Annotated in this window: 14 protein-coding genes; 9 read left to right on the forward strand and 5 right to left on the reverse strand. The window is 51.5% G+C overall.

Annotation, left to right across the window (positions count from 1 at the left end; all coding sequences use genetic code 11):
* Positions 1-102 precede the first annotated feature (102 nt).
* Both argB and BGX16_RS07575 read left to right on the forward strand, forming a co-directional pair.
* A complete protein-coding gene (argB, locus tag BGX16_RS07570) occupies positions 103-879 on the forward strand; it encodes an acetylglutamate kinase (RefSeq protein WP_100425505.1) in 777 nt (258 codons plus the stop codon).
* Positions 860-2,068: an aspartate aminotransferase family protein gene (locus BGX16_RS07575; protein WP_100425506.1), complete on the forward strand. Its 1,209-nt coding sequence runs from the start codon at positions 860-862 to the stop codon at positions 2,066-2,068. The genes argB and BGX16_RS07575 overlap by 20 nt, the downstream gene beginning before the upstream one ends.
* A 64-nt stretch (positions 2,069-2,132) precedes the next feature.
* On the opposite strand, the gene BGX16_RS07580 is transcribed toward BGX16_RS07575, so the two are convergent.
* Positions 2,133-3,569 carry a B12-binding domain-containing radical SAM protein gene (locus BGX16_RS07580; protein WP_241899492.1) on the reverse strand — a complete coding sequence of 479 codons (1,437 nt, stop codon included), beginning with the start codon at positions 3,567-3,569 and terminating at the stop codon, positions 2,133-2,135.
* A gap of 123 nt (positions 3,570-3,692) precedes the next feature.
* On the opposite strand from BGX16_RS07580, the gene BGX16_RS07585 reads away from it, so the two are divergent.
* Positions 3,693-4,283 carry a toxin-antitoxin system YwqK family antitoxin gene (locus BGX16_RS07585; protein ID WP_198514881.1) on the forward strand — a complete coding sequence of 197 codons (591 nt, stop codon included), beginning with the start codon at positions 3,693-3,695 and terminating at the stop codon, positions 4,281-4,283.
* Between the two features lie 12 nt (positions 4,284-4,295).
* On the opposite strand, the gene BGX16_RS07590 is transcribed toward BGX16_RS07585, so the two are convergent.
* A complete protein-coding gene (locus BGX16_RS07590) occupies positions 4,296-4,955 on the reverse strand; it encodes a DedA family protein (RefSeq protein WP_420866608.1) in 660 nt (219 codons plus the stop codon).
* Positions 4,956-5,138: 183 nt separating this feature from the next.
* Here BGX16_RS07590 and BGX16_RS07595 point away from each other — a divergent pair, with 183 nt between their 5' ends.
* Entirely contained in the window at positions 5,139-6,356 is a 1,218-nt protein-coding gene (locus BGX16_RS07595) for an SGNH/GDSL hydrolase family protein (protein WP_100425510.1), read from the forward strand.
* 107 nt (positions 6,357-6,463) lie between these two features.
* Here the strand turns inward: BGX16_RS07595 and BGX16_RS07600 are convergent, their stop codons facing one another.
* The gene (locus BGX16_RS07600; RefSeq protein ID WP_100425511.1) at positions 6,464-8,761 is read right to left on the reverse strand and encodes an NADP-dependent malic enzyme; all 2,298 of its coding nucleotides are present in this window, start codon (positions 8,759-8,761) and stop codon (positions 6,464-6,466) included.
* Positions 8,762-8,916: 155 nt separating this feature from the next.
* Positions 8,917-9,756: a pyridoxamine kinase gene (locus BGX16_RS07605; RefSeq protein ID WP_100425512.1), complete on the reverse strand. Its 840-nt coding sequence runs from the start codon at positions 9,754-9,756 to the stop codon at positions 8,917-8,919.
* Between the two features lie 271 nt (positions 9,757-10,027).
* On the opposite strand from BGX16_RS07605, the gene BGX16_RS07610 reads away from it, so the two are divergent.
* Positions 10,028-11,104 (forward strand): alpha/beta hydrolase, encoded by a 1,077-nt coding sequence (locus BGX16_RS07610; RefSeq protein ID WP_157797927.1) that lies wholly within the window; start codon positions 10,028-10,030, stop codon positions 11,102-11,104.
* A gap of 66 nt (positions 11,105-11,170) precedes the next feature.
* Here BGX16_RS07610 and BGX16_RS07615 read toward each other — a convergent pair whose 3' ends face one another.
* On the reverse strand, positions 11,171-12,517 hold the full coding sequence (locus BGX16_RS07615) for a GGDEF domain-containing protein (RefSeq protein WP_100425514.1): 1,347 nt from the start codon (positions 12,515-12,517) through the stop codon (positions 11,171-11,173).
* A 307-nt stretch (positions 12,518-12,824) separates the two neighbouring features.
* Here BGX16_RS07615 and carB point away from each other — a divergent pair, with 307 nt between their 5' ends.
* The 4 genes from carB (at position 12,825) to truA (ending at position 19,138) form a co-directional block, all read left to right on the forward strand.
* Positions 12,825-16,157 (forward strand): carbamoyl-phosphate synthase large subunit, encoded by a 3,333-nt coding sequence (carB, locus tag BGX16_RS07620; protein ID WP_100425515.1) that lies wholly within the window; start codon positions 12,825-12,827, stop codon positions 16,155-16,157.
* 14 nt (positions 16,158-16,171) lie between these two features.
* Positions 16,172-17,329 (forward strand): glutamine-hydrolyzing carbamoyl-phosphate synthase small subunit, encoded by a 1,158-nt coding sequence (gene carA, locus BGX16_RS07625; RefSeq protein ID WP_100425516.1) that lies wholly within the window; start codon positions 16,172-16,174, stop codon positions 17,327-17,329.
* 111 nt (positions 17,330-17,440) lie between these two features.
* Entirely contained in the window at positions 17,441-18,391 is a 951-nt protein-coding gene (locus BGX16_RS07630) for a hypothetical protein (RefSeq protein WP_198514882.1), read from the forward strand.
* Positions 18,392-18,394: 3 nt separating this feature from the next.
* A complete protein-coding gene (truA, locus tag BGX16_RS07635; RefSeq protein WP_100425518.1) occupies positions 18,395-19,138 on the forward strand; it encodes a tRNA pseudouridine(38-40) synthase TruA in 744 nt (247 codons plus the stop codon).
* The last annotated feature ends 65 nt before the right edge of the window (positions 19,139-19,203 follow it).

Here is a 19,203-nt window from a genome sequence, read left to right on the forward strand (position 1 = left end):
GAGAAAATGCCGTTTGACGCTCCGCATTTAAAATATAAGGTGCAAAACTTGGGGATTTATAAATAAATTTGTTTCCAAAATCACAAAGAGGTACACAGAGAAATGAAAAAAGTCGTCGTTAAAATCGGTGGCAGTCTCGCAATCGACGAGGCCAAGCTCCTGGATTTTACTCGCGCGGTCGCTAAGCTCTCTGCCCAGGATTTCCAGGTGGCAGTGGTGCATGGCGGTGGTAAGGATATCAACGAGAACATTGCGCTTCTTTCCGAAGAACCGCGATTTATCGAAGGTCTGCGAGTGACGACTCCGAGCATCATGAAGATGGTCGAAATGACTCTCTCTGGCCATGTGAACAAAAAGCTCGTCCGCATGCTCGAAAACGAAGGCGCATCCGCTATCGGTATTTCTGGCGTGGACGGCAAGCTCTTTGAAGCGAAGAAACGTGAAGGCGGCGTGGACTTGGGCCAGGTCGGCAATATCGCGAAGGTCAACCCGAAGATTGTGACGGACCTTTGGACGGCTGGCTGGACGCCGGTCGTAAGCCCGATTTCCATCGGCGAAGGTGTCGCTTGGAATGTGAACGCGGATACCGCGGCGTCGGAACTCGCCATTGCACTCCAGGCAGACAAGTTCCTTCTTGTGAGCGATGTTCCGGGAGTTCTCGACAAGGAAAAGAATCTCGTTTCGAGTCTCGACGAAGCCAAGGTAGATGCTCTAATCGCCGACGGTACGATTAGTGGCGGTATGATCCCGAAGGTGAAGGAAAGCATCAAGGCGATCAAGCTCGGACTCGGTGAAATCCACATTCTCGGCTGGAAGGATGCGGATACGTTTGTGAAACAAATTCAGGGAGAATTGAACTATGGCACAATCCTTCGCTAATCTTTTGGAACAGGATCAGGCGACCATTGCTCCGCTTTACGGCAAGGTCGATATCAATTTTGTGAAGGGTGAAGGCTCGTATCTGTTTGATGACAAAGGTGACAAGTATCTGGACTTCGTCGCGGGCATCGCCGTGAACGGTCTCGGTCACCAGAATGCAGGCATCAAGGCTGCAATCGTTGAACAGTTGAACCATTTCAACCACATTAGCAACCTTTACCCGAACTACCCGCAGATCGCTCTCGGCAGGAAGCTCTTGGAAATCACGGGCTTCGATAAGGCGTTCTTTTGCAACTCCGGAACGGAAGCGAACGAAGGCTGCATCAAGTTCGCTCGTAAGTATTTCAATCGCAAGGGTGAAGCGCATCGCCAGAAGATAGTGACTTTCATCAACAGCTTCCACGGTCGTACTTTCGCCGCTCTTTCTGCAACGGGTCAGCCTTCCATTCGTGAAGGTTTCGGTTCGATGCCGGGTGATTTTGTACACGTTCCTTGGAACGATGTGGATGCGCTCAAAAAAGAAATTGACGGCAACTCTTGTGCGATCATGCTCGAAAGCCTTGCGGCAGAAGGCGGCGTGATGACCCTTTCGAAGGAAATGGTCGAAGCGATTAACAGCCTGCAGAAGGAATACGGCGTTCTCGTGATTCTCGATGAAGTGCAGGCTGGCATGGGCCGTCTCGGCACGTTCCTCGGTTTTGAAAAGTACGGACTGAATCCGGATCTCGTTTCTTTGGCAAAGGGAATCGGCGGCGGTCTTCCGCTCGGTGCGGTTCTTTTGCGTCAGAAGATTGCCGATCAGCTGAAGCCGGGTGATCACGGTACGACGTTCGGCGGCAACCCGATCGCTTGCGCGGCGGGCCTTTCCGTTGTGGAACAGATTGCACAGCCGGCGTTGCTGAAAAACGTGGAAGAGCGTTCTGCAGAGCTGCGGGCAGGCCTTTCGAAACTCGCTGAAAAGTACACTTCGATTCTCGCCGTGCGTGGCGAAGGCTTGATTCTCGGCCTCGCTTTGGACGAAAATCTTCCGGTGGGCAACGTGATTACCGCAGCTCGCGAAGAAAAGCTGATGGTGCTTTCTGCCAAGGGAAACGTTCTCCGTATGCTTCCGCCGCTGAATGTTTCTGCGAATGAAGCTCGTGAAGCGATTGCAAAGCTCGACGCCGCTTTTGCTAAAGTTTCCAAGTAAGAAATATTTTTAAAGCGAAAGCCCGTTCGCGTGAACGGGCTTTCGCTTTTGTAAACGGAATCGCTTACTGCTTGTTCGTCGGAGCTTGACGGGCGATCGGAGTCAGTTCGCCGTGCTTGCGGAACAGGTGCTTGACGAGCGTGTTGAAACCGCGGAAAACGCGATAGCGTTCTCTCGGATTCTTGATCGCCATGATGCCCTGACGGATGATGTAACTCGGGCGTAGATAGAATTCGCGGCGAGCCTTGTCGCAGAAGTCCACGAGAGCCTGGCTCGAAAGTCCCGGTCGCTTGATCGTTGTGCGATGGAAACCATCCTTGTCAAGCCACTGGTTGTAATCGGTGCTTTCGAGGGCGCCGCTTGCGACGGCTTCCTTGTAAGCTTCGGTTCCCGGATAAGCCATAATCGGGTAGAACTGGGCGGTATTCGGGTTCAGTTTTTTCGCATAGTCCAAGGTCATGCGGAGAGTTTCCGGGGTGTCGCCCAGGTTTCCGACCATGAAGCATCCGTGCACAAGGAAACCTGCCTTGCGGGCGTCCTTGGTGAATTGGATAGCGCGGTCGATGCTCTTCACGCCCTTGTGAATATTTTTCAAAACATCCGGGCTTGCGCTTTCAAAACCGACGCACATTTCACGACCGCCGGCCTTGTGCATCAGCTTCAGAAGTTCGAGCGGAACGTCGGCACGGGCATTGCAGCTCCATGTAATCTTCAGTCCGCGGCGGAGAATTTCCTCGCAGATTTCCTTCACATGGCGATGGTTTGCGGTGAACGTATCGTCTTCGAAGAAGACTTCGCCCAGGTCTTCAAAATGTTCCTTGATGTATTCGAGTTCGTCGACGACATCCTTCGGATCGCGCATGCGGAAAACGTGACCGTTCAGCGTTTGTGGAATGACGCAGTAGCTGCAGCGGTTTGGGCATCCACGACCGGAAAGAATCACAATCAGCGGGTTCAGGTTTGCGCCGTAGAAGTAACGCTTGTAGCAAGAATACAGATGCTTGTAATAGGTCTTGCTGACCCACGGAATCTCGTTCAGGTTTGAAATCTTTGGACCTTCCGGCTGGAAGTCGACGCCGCCTTCCGGTGTGCGGTAGGCGAGACCTGCGATGTCCGAGGGATGAGAGATTTCGCCGCGGAGGTGCCTGACCAGGTTGCGGCAGGTGTAGTCCGCTTCGCCGATGATGACGTAGTCCAGGTTCGGTTCCATCTGCATGCATTCGAGCGGTTCGGCTGTCGCATGCGTTCCCATGATGGCGGTCGGAACGTTGAACATAACCTTGAGCGTTTTGATGACGGAAAGGTCGTTGATGATACTCGGAGTGCTGGTGCTCGCGATGATCAGTTCCGGGCCAAAGGCGCGGATGGCTGCGGCCGTCTTTTCGAGGTCGAGGTCCATTGCAGGACTGTCGATCAGCTGAATTTCGTTGTTATCCGCTTCCACGGTTCCGGCTGCATAGCTCAAGAACATCGGCCAATAAAGCGTACTGGACTTGGTCACGCACGGGCTCCGGGATTCCCGACTAAACATCGGGAAATATGGCGGATTTAAAAAGGTAACTTTCATAATCCCCCACAAAATACATTCTAATTTTTAAAAAGAAAGTAGGATAGTGAAATGGAAATGCAAAAGTACGCTATAATCGCCTTGTTTTTGCTCGCATCCCATGTGTTAGCTGCGGATGCGTTGGATACGGTCCGTGTGAGTGCAGCAGATGGAACGTTGCAAGAAGTTTACACCGTGCAGAAAGACACAAAAATTCGCCAAGGCCACTTTGTTTCGTATCATCCGAACGGAAAGCTAGGCGTTGAATCCAATTACTTGGACGGCAAGCTCGACGGACTTTACAAGAGCTACTATGTGAACGGTCAACTTTGGCAAGAAGTGGAATACGCCGTGGGAAAAGAACACGGGGTATCGAAGACTTACTATGAAAATGGAAAGCTCCGCAATCAGGATACCTTTGTCATGGGAATCCCGGAAGGCATTTCCAAGGAATGGGATTCGACGGGAACGCTCCGTTCGGAAATGACCTATGTGAAAGGTTATGTCAACGGGGTCGCTCGCATGTTCGACGCGAACGGCATGATTTCGGAAGACATGGAATTTGTGAACGGAATCCGCGAAGGAATCTACCACAAGTACAACAAGGGCATCGTGGTGCACACGGCAAAATTCCGTCGCAACCGTTGCGTGGAAAATTGCAATTTCTAAAGTCCTAAAAAATTACGTTTTCTGAATTTCAGAAGTCTGTTCTGCGCTCTGCGGAACGGACTTTTTCTTTTTCAAGCCCTTGTACAGAATGTAGCAGACAAAGAGTCCTGCAAGGCCTAAAAGAATCATCGAGAGCTCGGAATTGTACTTCTGGATGATATCGCTTTGTCCGTGGGCAATCACGCCGAGAATGGCAAGGACCATGTTCCAGACCAGTGCGCCGAGTGCGGTGAAAAGAGCAAAGGTGCTGAGCTTCATACCCGAAAGTCCTGCGGGAATCGAAATCAGCTGACGGATTGCCGGAATCAAACGGCCGACGAAAGTGGAAATGGCTCCGTGGTCGCGGAAAAACTTTTCGGCCTGTTCCACTTTTTTAGAATCGAGCAGGCACATGTGACCGAGACGGGAGTCCGCAAACTTGTAGATAATCGGCTGACCGAGAACCTTGGCGAGAAAATAGTTGATGAACGCTCCGCATAGCGCACCGAACGTGGCCGCGAGAACGAGCAGAACGATGTTCAAACCGGAATCCGGCTGTAGGGCCTTGTAAGCGGCGGGCGGCACCACGACTTCACTCGGGAACGGAATAAAGGAACTTTCAATCGCCATCAGCAGGGCGACGGAACCGTAGTTCAAATTATCGCTGTACCAATCTGTAATCTTCGTGTAAATCGAAGAGGGTTCCGAAGCCAAGGCGGAAACCGCCGAAATAAAAAGGACGATCGTCAAGATGCGGAAAACTCGTTTAAACACGGAAACTCCTTTTTTGTGGATTCCAAAGATAGTTTCTGAATCGGATGGTATTTGGAAAGTATATATTGTTAAAGGTGCTTTGCGAAAGGAATTAGGTTGTGTATGAAATTTTTAGCGTTGCCGCTTTTTTGCGCGGCTTGGGCGTTTGCCATTCTCCCGAATGAAAATCTTTCTCAAGGCAAGATGGCCTATGTCGATGGAAACGATTCGAGCGCTTACCTGACAGATGGGAGTCTCACGAATTGGAAATATAAGGAATCCAAGAATGTGGCTCTTCATATTGGGGAAGGACCTTCCAAGGTGTTTGTTTCTTGGGAGCTTTATTCGTTCGGCGGAATTGACTGGGCGGATTTCGCTTTGGCTTGCCCGCATACAAAAACGCTTTTGACGGACTTCGCCATTTTGACTTCGGCAAACAGCACCACGGGCTTTGACGGTGACTGGGATACGGCTTATGTCGTCACCCAAAACCAAGTGCTTGCGCGCGGTGTGGCGGTAGATTTTGAAGGCAAGTCGTGGATCCGCTTGGTTTCTGACGATAACGCGGGGCAGTTTTTGGAAGTAGAAGTTTTTGACATCAGCAACGGCCAAAACGATACCTGGTTTTTCATGGGGACGAGTATTTCGGCGATGGGGATCAAGCAGCAGGATTCGGATACGACCAAGACGACTGCAATGCTTATTCATGAGCAGTTCCCGGACTTTACGCCGGCGATGCTTCGCGGTGGCGTCTCCTGCATTAATACGACAGACATTGTGAATCATTTGCCGGAGTATTTGGAAGCGGTTGGGAACGTGAATTTTTGGGCGATTGAAATGGGAACGAATGACGGCTGGGGCGGCGGTACGTGGAACCTTTCGACCTATGTCCAGAACTTGCAGACGATTATCGATGCCGCAAAGGCGTATGGAATTTCTGTGGTTCTTGCTCGAACGCTTGCAACGGATTCAAGCAAGGCCGGCTGGCAAATCGCGCCGGAATTTCTCGCGGCGGAAGATAGCCTGATTCAGGTAAACGGTCTTTATCAGGGCCCGGATTTTTATGCGTTCTTTAAGGAACATCCGGAATATTTAGCTTCCGACGGTGTGCATCCGAATGGAGAAACGGGCGGAGGCGCAGCAATGCACCGTTTGTGGGCAGAAGCAATCGCCCCGATTTATGCGGACACGACTTCGGCAATTTATTCCCATCGAAAAAGGGCTTCGTCGGCATCGCCTTCGCTTGTGAAAGTCATTGTGAATGGTGGAAGTGTCGAAATTCGCACCCCCAAGGGAAGCTCGGTGCAAAATTTTGATGCGAAAGGCCGTATCGCGCATTGATCCTGGATTTATAAGAATAAAAATCCCGTCGGCATAGCCGGCGGTTTTGAATACATAAAAAGCACCGCGGAATCGCAGTGCTTTTTCATTTCACAGTTCAGAAGAACTTAGTGCGCGTTAGCGGACTGTTCCTTCTTTTCTTGAGCGATAGCGTCGACAACGGCGATCACGGCAAGCTTGAAGATGTCGTGAATGGAGCTGTCGCCTTCGACAAAGTGAACCGGCTTGTTCAAGCCCATCTGGACAGGACCGATGTTTTCGGTCACACCCATTTCGAGGAGCATGTGGCAAGTGGTGCTTGCTGCGCTGAGGCTCGGGAAGATGAGCGTGTTGACGGTCTTGCCGAAGAGCTTCGTGAACGGATACTTGCGATCGCGGTGCTTGTCGTCGATAGCGAGGTTAACCTGCATTTCGCCATCCACAACGAATTCCGGATACTGTTCGTGGAGCTTCTTCACAGCCTGACGGACGGTTTCTGCACAACCCGTCGTCTTCGGATCGCTTCCGAAGTTCGAGTAGGAGAGCATTGCCATCACCGGGTCGAATGCGAAGAACTTCACGGCGTCGTGCGTGAGCTTTGCAATATCGACGAGCGTGTCCGCATTTGCGTCGGAGTTCACGAGTGTGTCTGCGAGGAAGTAAACGCCCTTTTTCGTACTCACGATGTGGAGTGCGCCGAAGTGGTTGTAATCCTTGCGAATGCCGATGACCTTCTTGGCGGTTTCGATGGAATCTGCCATGTTGCTGTGGTTACCGACGAGAACTGCGTCTGCGGCGCCGGTCTTGAGGAGCATCATACCGAAGCGGTCTCGACGGAACATTTCGTCGTAAGCCTGCGGAAGCGTGACGCCCTTGCGACCGTTTTCTTCGCAGTAGATCTGAGCGAACTTGTGGCGACGGTCGTTTTCTTCTGCAGAACGTGGGTTGATGATCGTGATGCCGTCCATGGAGAGGGATTCTTGTTCGAATAAATCCTTGATGACTTCTGCGTTACCGAGAAGGATCGGCTTTGCAACGCCTTCCGTGAGAGTCTGGACTGCAGCCTTGATCGACTTGATGTTTTCGCCGTCGGTGAAGACGAGACGCTTCGGAGCGGACTTTGCCATGTCCGTAAAGCCACGCATGAGCTTGTTGTCGTAACCCATCATATCGCGGAGCTTGTCGTAGTAAGCGTTCCAGTCGGTGATCGGCTTGTGAGCGACGCCGCTTTCAACAGCAGCCTTAGCGACAGCGATGGAAACATCGGTGAGAAGGCGCGGGTCGAGCGGCTTTGGAATGAGATAGTTTCTGCCGTAGGAGAAGCGTTCGGAGTTGTAAGCGATGTTCACGACTTCCGGAACCGGCTTGCGGGCGAGTTCAGCGATAGCGCGAACAGCAGCGTGCTTCATGTGTTCGTTGATTTCCGTTGCGCGGACGTCGAGAGCACCTCGGAAGATGTACGGGAAACCGATCACGTTGTTCACCTGGTTCGGATAGTCGGAACGGCCCGTTGCAAAGATGATGTCTTCGCGAGAAGAAATGGCGACATCGTAAGAGACTTCCGGAACCGGGTTGGCGAGTGCAAACACGATCGGGTTCTTCGCCATGGACTGAAGCATTTCCTTCGTGAGGATGTTCGGCTTGGAAAGACCGAGGAAGAGGTCTGCGCCCTTCATCGCTTCTTCGAGCGTGTGGATATCGCGATCCGTTGCGTAGACAGCCTTTTGCGGGGTGAGCTTTTCGCGGTCTTTGCGGATCACACCCTTAGAGTCGAGCATGACGATGTTTTCGCGCTTGATGCCGAGGGAAACGTAAAGGTTGGTGCAAGCGATAGCAGCTGCGCCAGCGCCGTTTACGACAGCGTGGATTTCGTCGATTTTCTTTCCGGCGACGTCGAGAGCGTTGATAAGAGCTGCGCTACTGATGATAGCTGTGCCGTGCTGGTCATCGTGCATGACCGGGATGTTGAGTTCCTTCTTCAAGGTTTCTTCGATTTCGAAGCATTCCGGAGCCTTGATGTCTTCCAGGTTGATGCCGCCGAAAGTCGGAGCGATGCCCTTCACGATATCGCAGAATTTTTTGGGGTCCTTTTCGTTGACTTCAATGTCGAACACATCTACGCCAGCGTAAATCTTGAACAGGAGGCCTTTTCCTTCCATCACCGGTTTACCGGCGACTGCACCGATGTCACCGAGGCCGAGAACGGCGGTACCGTTAGAAATCACAGCAACGAGATTGCCTTTTGCGGTGTAATCGTAGGCTTTGTTGTTATCCTTTTCAATTTCACGGCATGGTTCGGCGACACCTGGCGTATAAGCAAGGCCGAGGTCCGTCTGCGTACTGTGCGGCTTGGTCGGGATGACTTCAATCTTACCCGGTTTGCCATTAGCGTGGTAGGCGAGTGCTTGTTCTTTAAGATTGGACATGAGTGAACCTCTTGTTGTTCCAGCGATAAATGCTCATATTGAACGCACAAAATATAGCAAAACGCATTTGCAAATTGAAGTGCGATGTATAAAAAAGGGTACGCAAGTTAGCCAAGGCTTAACTTGCGTAAATTCCGGTCTCGAAAGGAAACTTTCTAGGCGTTTAAGGCGGAAACCAGCTCCGGAAGAGCCGTTTCGAACTTGACTCCGTACCAGTGATTCGGGTCGTCGATCGTGTTTTCGATACATTTGACGGTGAATTCCGCAGCGATCTTTGCCGATTCAAAAGGCGTTTTGCCGCGGAGAAGCGCCCCGACAAAGGTCGATGCAAAAACATCGCCCGTCCCGTGACTTCCTTTGGAGATCTTTCGGTGCGCATAGTAAGAGACTTTTCCGTCCGTAAAAACGGAAACGCCTGTTGTTTCGTCTGTGTAGCTGACGCCTGTCAAAACAACGGTCTTTGCGCCGAGCCTTACCAGGTCTTCGGAAAGTTTTTGGATATAGGCTTCGTCATAGGTTTTGCGGTATTCGTTGCCCGTGAGCATCGCCGCTTCGGTAATGTTTGGCAGGGCATAGTCCGCATCGCTAATCAAAACCTTCATCGCTTCCACAATGGAGTTGTCGAATCCGACATAAAGCTTTCCGTTGTCCGCCATGGCTGGGTCGATGATGTTCACACTGTCCGGTTTTCTCACCGAGTGCAACACATCGCACACGTAAGCAATCTGTTTCGGAGTTCCCAAATAGCCCGTATAAAAGGCGTCGAATTGGATGCTTTCCCGTTTCCAATGTTCCAAAATCTTTGGAATGTCATCTGTAAGATCGCGGAAGGTAAAACCCTGAAAGCCGCCCGTGTGCGTCGAAAGGACTGCCGAAGGTAACACGGACGTTTCAATTCCGCAAGCAGAAATGATCGGCAAAGCGACCGTCAATGAACATTGTCCGACGCAAGAAACGTCCTGGATTGTCAATATACGCTTGTAGGGATACTTCATAAGCGCAAATATAAAAAAATAAGTCGCACTCCGAGCTTGTTTGGGCAGCAAAGTGCGACTTAGAACTCGTTTCGCCTAGAGGCGATTCTTTGAGATGATGCTTTGCTATAGGGGAATGCTGTAACCGATGAGTAGCGTGTTGTTGGCTTTTTTTGCAAAATGAGTACTTTGTACGAAATACATAGGCTTTTCTAACCTTGCGAGCCTTGGATAGCTTATGTATCTTTATACCATGGTTATAGGGAATCTAAAAAAGTTGTCGATGGGGATTGTGTCTCTTTTTGCCTTGGCGGCTTTTGCAGGGGGTGGATTGTGTGCCTGCAATTCCAATGTCCAGGATGCGGAAGCGAAAGCGGTTGTGAACTCGATCGAATTCGCGGAAACAGACCCGCTCTTGGGAGAACCTTTCAAAGTTTATCCGCTTCAGGGAAAGTATCGGGCGACCTTGATCCAGTATCCGTCGGATTCCTCGCGGACTTACAAAGGCATTGTCTTGTATGTTCACGGTTATAACGATTATTACTTCAACCGGGAACTTGCCCAGAAGGCCGATTCGGCAGGCTATGGCTTCTTTGCAATCGATCTGCATTTTTACGGACGTTCCCTGCGCAGCGACGACGAACCGTTCCGCGCTCGCGAAATTCAGGAATATTTCCCGGAAATCGATTCGGCTTTGGTGATGGCGCAAAGGCTTTCCCGTACGCTAATGACATCTTCGGATCCCTCGAAGACTTTGTTGCCTGAATATTTGATCGGCCACAGCACGGGCGGTTTGATTGTGTCTCTTTATGCGGATTCGCGTCGCCACGGTCAGGATTTCGCTGCCATCGTTTTGAACAGCCCGTTCCTCGAAATGAACCTACAGTGGTTTGCTCGGAATGTTTTGGTGCCGGTCGCTTCGGCTATAGGTTCGATGATTCCGGATTTCCCGGTGAATGATCTTCCAAATCCGAATTACAGCTACAGCCTGCGCAAAGGCTATCGTGGCGAATGGGAATACGATACGCGCTTAAAGCCGCCTGTGAGTCCCATGAAGGATCTCGGTTGGATCCGTGCAATTCACAGGGCACATACCCAAGTTCAAAAAGGCTTGAACTTAGAAACGCCGATTCTTTTGATGCACAGCGATTGCAGCACTCGGGATAAGGACTGGACCGAAGAATATATGCATTGCGACGGTGTTTTAGATGTCGACAATATGAAAAAGTACGGTCGTCAGCTTGGGCCGCGTGTAACGTTGGACGAAATCCAAGGCGGTCTCCATGACCTTTATCTGTCTGCCAAAGAAGCCCGTGAAAAGGCTTACCGCAAAACCTTTGAATTCTTCGACAAACATTCGTCTCTCTAAAAAATCAACAAAAATTCAAAAAAGGCCCAGCCAACCGGCTGGGCTTTTTGCTTTAAACTGCAATGATTAATTCCCCGGCGGCGTGGTCTGCGCAAGGCAAACCTGATTTTTGCCAAGGGCTTCTGCCTGCTGCATCGCCTGTTCGGCAGCGGAAACAAGTTCGGAAGCGCTCTTCGCATTATCCGGATAAATGGCAACGCCGAGGCTCAGCGTCGTCTGCAGAATCAGATTTCCATAGGCGACCTGGAGGTTCTCGATTTCGTGGCGGATCTTTTCGGCGCGTTGCTGGGTGCGAACCTTATCGGCGCCCGGGAGCAAAACGCAGAGCGTGTTGTCCGCGTAACGGCTAGGAATGTCTTCGGTGCGGATGTAGCGGGGAAGGCGCTGAGCAAGTTCCCAGAGCATCTGTTCTGCGGCGTGGGCGCCGTGGGAAGTCTTGAGCGTTTCCAGATTGTCCGAAGAAATCATGATCATGCCGATCGGAGTCCCGTGACGGCGGGCTTCGCTTACGGCGCGGGTTAGGGCTTCTTCCATGTAACGCTTGTTCACAAGGCCGGTGAGCTGATCGCGCAGGCTCTGACTATTGAAACGGAGCTGCAAATTTTGGTTTGCGACGAAAAGGCCGAATGCGGTGGCGACCATTGAAATTTTGGTTTTCCAAGTGTCGGTCGTTTCCCCTTGCGGAAGCGTGTCCACTTGAAGGGTGAGAACGCCAAAATGTTCTTCGAGACCTTCGATCGGAGCGCAGAAGGAATATCCCTGCGGACGGTGGTGCAGGTGGATGCAACCGCTGACGTGTTGCGGATCGGAGTAGTCGGCGACGACAATCTTTGCGCTGTCGTAGCTTGCGCATTCGGAGCGTGAGATGACCGGGTCGCTGATTATGTTCGGACCGAATGCAAAAATCTGATGCAGTTCGGACTGATTGTTGCTGTACATGTAAAGCACGCCTGATGCGTTCTTGAAAATCTTCGGGAGAAGATCGTTCAGCATGCGGACCACTTCGGGGAACGGACGGTTGTGCAGAAGTTCGTGGGTGAAGTCGATCCAGCTTTCATCGGGAAAATCCGGTGCGACGATCTGCGGCTTGGCGGCTTGTGCGTGGATTTCGGTTTCGTCTTCTTCCTTTCTGTAGGCAGGGAGGCTTGAATCTGCCATCTGTTCCTTGCCTCCGACGACGGGGACGAACTGCGTTTCGGGAACTTTTTTCGCAAGAACGTCGAAAGGGTCTTCCTTGGAACGGTTGCTTAATTTATACGTAATTGTGTTAAAGAGTGCGGTGACGACTGCTCCCCAAATACCCAAGAACAAATAACGGAGAGACGGGGAAAGGGAATCTGCAGGTAAAACATAAACGAAAATAACGCCTGCAAAGAAAAAGATCAGCCAAAGAATATAGAGTTTCCATTTCATACCATAAATCTAATATTCGGTTAACATCCTGTGTGACGCATCTCGCCGTTTTTTTAGGCTTCATGGCCATGAAAAGACCTGAAAATGGAAGAGATTTCAAAACGACATTTTTGAAATACGCATCACAAGTTTGTGGTTTGCCATGACGAATTTGTGATTTTTTGAAAGAGGGATTTTGGAGAGAGAACTAGCTCCCACTAGGACTTGCGGTCCCGCGTTTTTGTATGAAAAAAGATAAAATTTTTCCCTTTTCCGGTAAGGGTTCTTTTTCTAAAATTTTCACGATTTAGCCCCAAGCGAAGGTACTATGCCAAAACGTGAAGATCTCAAAAAAATCATGCTCATCGGTTCCGGCCCGATCGTCATCGGTCAGGCTTGCGAATTCGACTACTCCGGTGTTCAAGCGTGCAAATCGCTGAAAGCCGAAGGCTACGAAGTCGTCCTGGTCAATTCGAACCCGGCGACCATCATGACGGACCCGGATTTTGCCGACCGTACTTACATTGAACCGCTTACCGCCCAGGCGCTGACGGAAATCATCCGTCGCGAACGTCCGGATGCGCTTCTTCCGACTCTTGGCGGCCAGACCGCTTTGAACCTTGCGATGAAGCTTCACAAGAAAGGCATTCTTTCCCGTTACAACGTGGAAATGATCGGTGCTCGTCCGGATGTCATCAACAAAGCAGAAGATCGCGAACTCTTTAAGGAGGCGATGGAACGCATCGGACTGGACATGCCAAGAAGCATTTCGGCAAATACGCTCGAAGAAGCGATTGCCGCTCGAAATTCTCTTGACTGTTGGCCCGTGGTGATTCGCCCGGGTTTTACTTTAGGTGGAACCGGTGGCGGTATCGCTCACAACGAAGAAGAATTTGAAACCATCGTTCAGCGCGGCCTTTATTACAGCCCGACTTCCGAAGTCCTTATCGAAGAATCGATCGAAGGTTGGAAGGAATTTGAACTGGAAGTGATGCGCGACCACAAGGATAACTGCGTGATCGTCTGCTCCATTGAAAACCTGGACCCGATGGGTGTTCACACGGGCGACTCGATTACGGTTGCTCCCGCTTTGACGCTTACCGACCGCGAATATCAAAAGCTGCGTGACGCATCGATTTCCGTGATGCGTGAAATAGGCATTGATACCGGTGGATCCAATGTGCAGTTCGCCTTGAATCCGAAAAACGGCCGTATCGTGGTCATTGAAATGAACCCACGTGTTTCCCGTTCTTCGGCTCTGGCTTCCAAGGCGACGGGCTTCCCGATTGCAAAGTTTGCAGCGAAGCTCGCCGTGGGGTATACTCTCGATGAAATTTTGAACGATATCACCAAGGTGACGCCGGCTTGCTTTGAACCTTCGATCGACTACATCGTCACCAAGGTTCCGCGCTTCGCCTTCGAAAAGTTCAACGGTGCCGATACGACTCTCGGTACTCAGATGAAGTCCGTTGGCGAAGTGATGGCGATTGGCCGCACGTTCAAGCAGTCCTTCCAAAAGGCGATGCGCTCCCTCGAAACGGGCCGCGCAGGCTATGGCGCAGACGGCAAGGACGCTCACTTCGAAGAAGTTTCCGATGAAGTCCTCGCACAGGAACTCAAGCGTCCTTCGACGAACCGCATCTTCTTTGTCCGCGCCGCTTTCCGTCGCGGTTGGAGCGTCGACAAGATCCACGAAATCAACAAGATTGACAAGTGGTTCCTCCGCGAACTCGAAGAAATCGCGATGTTCGAAGATGAGATCCGTTCTGCGAAGACTCTTGAAGAGCTTGCAAAGGATCCGGCTCTTTTCCTTCAGGCGAAGGAACTCGGATTCTCGGATCGTCAGATCGCATGGATTCTCGGTTCGAAAGAACTCGAAGTCCGTAAAGCCCGCGAAAAGATCGGCGTCGTGCCGAGCTTTGCCCAGGTCGATACCTGCGCTGCGGAATTCCAGTCTTACACACCGTACCTTTATTCGACTTACCGTCATGGCGACAACCGTTTCGAAAATCCGACGGAAGGTCAGCTGGGCGACGGTACCGGTCTCCGTCCGGGCGAAAAGGCTTCGACCAAGAAGAAGATCATGATTCTCGGCGGTGGCCCGAACCGTATCGGTCAGGGAATTGAATTCGACTACTGCTGCGTTCACGCTTCTTTTGCTCTGCGCAAGGCTGGCTTTGAAACGGTCATGGTGAACTCGAATCCAGAAACGGTTTCGACGGACTACGATACGAGTGACAAGCTTTACTTTGAACCGCTCACACTCGAAGATGTGTTGAACGTTTACCGCCACGAAAAGTGCGACGGTGCAATCGTTCAGTTCGGCGGTCAGACTCCGCTAAACCTTGCCGATGATCTCGAAGCAAATGGCGTCCACATTATCGGTACGGCGCCTGCAATGATCGATGCTGCGGAAGATCGCAAGCTTTTCGGTGAAATCGTGAACAAGCTCGGTGTTTTGCAGCCGCCAGCCGGTATGGCTCAGACGGCGGACGAAGCGATTGCGATTGCCCACAAGATTGGATTCCCGGTTCTTGCCCGTCCGAGTTTCGTCCTCGGTGGCCGTGCCATGTGCATTGTCCACGACGAAGCGGGTCTTCGCAAGTACATGGAAGAAGAAGCTCTCGAAGTTTCTCCGGACCGTCCGATTTTGATCGATCACTTCTTGGAACAGGCGACGGAATGCGATGTCGACTGTATTTCTGATGGCGAAACGGCAGAAATCTGCGGTATCATGGAACATATCGAACTCGCGGGTATTCACTCTGGTGACTCCGCTTGCACGATTCCGCCCCCGACGCTTTCGAAAGAAATTCAGGAACGTCTCCGCGGTTATGCGATTGCATTTGCCAAGGAACTTCATGTCGTCGGTTTGATGAACGTCCAGTTCGCGGTTCACGGGAATGATATCTATGTAATCGAAGTGAATCCGCGCGCAAGCCGTACGGTTCCGTTCGTTTCGAAGGCGACGGGTATTCCGTTTGCAAAACTCGCTTCCTTGGTGATGGCGGGTAAGAAGCTCAAGGATCTCGGTTACACGCAGCTCTTTACGCCGAAGTATTACGCGGTGAAGGAGGCTGTGTTCCCCTTTGCCCGATTCCCGGGTGTGGATGTGATTCTTTCTCCGGAAATGAAGTCCACGGGTGAAGTCATGGGTCTTGATTTCCGTCATTCGATGGCTTACATCAAGAGCCAAGTCGGAGCAGGAAACTTTGTTCCGATGCAGGGAAACATCTTCCTCAGCGTCAAGGACGAAGACCAGGAAACGGTGGTGCCGTTTGCACAGCGCCTCGTGAAACTCGGATTTGAAATTTACTCGACCCGTGGAACGAGTACCGTTCTTCGCAATCACGGCATTAAGACGCACGGCGTGTTCCGCATTTCGGACGGTCGCCCGAACGTTCTTGACTTGATCGATGAAAAGGATCTCGCATGGATCGTGAACACGCCGACTCCGGGCGCAAAGGCTGCTAAGGATGAAGCGAAGATCCGCTCCACCTGCATTCTCCGCGGCATTCCTATCACCACGACCATCGATGCTCTGGAAGCGACTATTGAAGGTTTGGAAGATATGAAGGGCGGATTCGGTGACGGCAAGTTCCGCGTGGAAGTTTGCTCCATTCAGGAATATCAGCGCCACGCTCCCAAGGTGAACGTTTAAGAAGGACCGCAACAATGACATTACAAGAAAAATGGAAACTCCAACGTGAACGCAAAGCGTTTCTCGCTTTGGCTGACGGTAGCGTCTTTTACGGTTACTCGATGGGCGCACCTGTAGACTCCTTTGGTGAAGTTGTGTTCAACACTTCGCTTTCGGGCTATCAAGAAATCCTTTCCGACCCGTCGTACGCGGGTCAGTTTGTGACCCTCACCGAAACCGAAATTGGTAACGTCGGAGTGAACGAAACGGACATGGAAAGTCCAAAATTCCAGGCGGGAGGCTTGCTCGTTCAGCAGATCAATCCGTCGTCGAACTGGCGCTCGGAAGAAGAATTGACGGATGCTCTCAAGCGTTACGGTATTCCGGCTCTCGCTGGAATCGATACGCGTGCTCTGACGCTTCTTTTGCGTGAAAAAGGTACGGTCAAGGGCTTTATCTGTACTTCGGGAAGTGTGACTCCGGATGAAGGCGTTGCCAAGGCGAAAGCTTGGGCTGGCCTCGATGGCGTCGATATGGTGGAAACCGTCACGTGCAAAGAAAAGTACGTATTTTCGGATGAATTCTTGAAGGGCTTCGGTATGCCACAGGAACTTCCTGCCGCGGATTTGAAGCTCGTCGCGTATGACTTCGGCATCAAGCGCAATATTCTTCGCAACCTTCGTCTTCAGGGATTCCAGGTGACGGTGGTTCCGGCTTACACGCCTGCAGAAGAAGTGCTTGCGATGAATCCGGATGGAATCTTCTTCTCGAATGGTCCGGGGGACCCTGCCGGCGTGAAGGACGCTGTGAAGAATGCCCGGGCAATTCTCGGCAAGGTTCCTGTGATGGGCATCTGCCTCGGTCTTCAGATTCTCGGACTGGCTTCCGGTGCAAAAACCGGTCGTCTCAAGTTCGGTCACCACGGTGGAAACCATCCGGTGATGTTCATGGAATCGGGACGTGTCATGGTGACTTCCCAGAACCACAACTTCGCCGTTCTCGACGCATCCATCGATCCGGAAGTTCTTGAAATTACGCATGTGAACTTGAACGACCATTCAATCGAAGGTTTCCGTTCGAAGAAGGTTCCGATGATTGCTGTACAGTTCCATCCAGAAGCGGCTCCGGGTCCGCATGACTCGAATCCGTTCTTCGAAGATTGCCGCAAGCTTGTTCTTGAAAACAAGAAGTAATCGGATTTAAGCTTTGTCACAGAAGCCCCGGATTTTCCGGGGCTTTTTGTGTGGTTCCAAAAACTCGAAGCGGAATATTTGTAAATTTTTTGTTGTATGAAGAAATTTATTGTGCCCGCAGTTCTCTTGGTTCTCGCGATAGCGCTTTTCGCTTTTTTGAAAGCGGATCCGTTTCAGCCGAAACTGGACGGAGTACGTTATCTGTCCCTGCGCGAAGAAATTGATGAAGCGGATATGGCTGTCTTTGCCGCTGCAGATGACCCTGATGAAAAAAAGGTGGCGATTGCTCACCGCGATTCCCTTTGGAGCGTCCTCGTCGCTATGCGCAATTTGGAATCGGACGCTTCGACGCCAGCCCCGGTAAAGGCTTCTGCCAAGGCGAAGGAATCTTCGGTCGAAAAGGAAAGTTCGGGGACGAATGTCTTTGTCTTTATCATCGGTGGCCTCATCGCTTTGGTCGTCATCGGTGGCGTTGTCTTCTTTATTCTGCGCAACCGCCAGGAAGCAATCACCCGTCAGCTCGAACAGATCCGCAGGGATAACCGTTTTAAAACGCCGAAGGGCGGTCTGGAGGATCCGACTTTTGTGGACCGCACCCGAGTTCATCGCCGCTCGATTATTGATGACGCAAAACAGGCGGATGAAACTCAAGCTGCGTCCCAGGAATCGAGCTTTGTGACAACGGAAGATGTGGAATTTGAAAATGCAAAGGGTGAAATCGAACATCCCGTTCTGCGCCCGACTGCAAAACAGCGTATTACCAAGGCGATGCAGTCTCTTTCCGACACGCTCGCTGGCCTCGCCGTTCCCAAGGGAGTCCATCGCGATCCGGATAGGGTTCAAAACGTCCGCGCCCAAAGTCACAATACGATGAAGGGAACTGCCATTCCCAAACCGAATCCGCTTGAAATGACGCGCTTTGACAGAGAACGTCAGGATAAGGAACGCGTAATTCAGCTGAATCGTCGCGGATATACGCCTGCAGAAATTGCCCGTCGCACGCAGCTTTCCGAAGAACAGGTCGAAACGGTCATCCGCGTCAAACGCGAAACCGGGGAATAGCCCATGCGCTATCGTTTCCGCTGCGAATATCTCGGCAGCGCCTACTATGGTTGGCAAGAACAGAACGAACACGGTAAAACGAAATACGTTACCGTGCAGTCAGCGTTGGAAGAAGCATTTAAAACCGCACTCCGCACCCCGATCGATCTCGTCGCCGCAGGCCGCACCGATACAGGTGTTCACGCCCGCGGACAGATGGTCCACTTCGACTACGACGGCGAAATCGACTGTAAAAAATTGACGCGTTCTATCAACGGTCTTGGTCGTCACACGGTCAAGATTCGCGACCTCGAAGTCTGCGATCCGGAATTCCATTCCCGCTACGATGCGGTTTCTCGCTACTACGTCTATTCGATTTTCACAAGGCCCGTGGCACTGCTCCGCGACTTTGGCTGGGAAATCGGACATTTGCCGATCGATTACGATTTGATGCAACGTGAAGCAAAATCCTTTATCGGTGAACATGATTTTATCCGATTCTGCATTCCGAGAAATGACGGAAAAAGTACGCTTTGCAACATCACCCGTTTTGAGCTTGTCCAAGTTTCGGATTACATGGTGCAGTGGCATATTCAAGGAAACCGCTTTTTGCACCGCCAAGTGCGTGCGATGGTGGGAACGCTCTTTGACGTCGGACGTGGACGTTACCCGGAAGGCACGGTGAAAGAAATCTTTGCCGACCGCTTTAAAGGTGAACGTACAATGGCGCCTCCCCAGGCACTTGTTCTCGAAGACGTGATCTATTAAAATTCGGGATTTCAAAAAGAAAAGGCCCCGTAGTGCGGAGCCTTTTTCAAATGGGATTTGAGCGG

It is taken from the genome of Hallerella succinigenes (genome assembly GCF_002797675.1).
In the GTDB taxonomy this organism is placed as follows: Bacteria; Fibrobacterota; Fibrobacteria; order Fibrobacterales; family Fibrobacteraceae; genus Hallerella; species Hallerella succinigenes.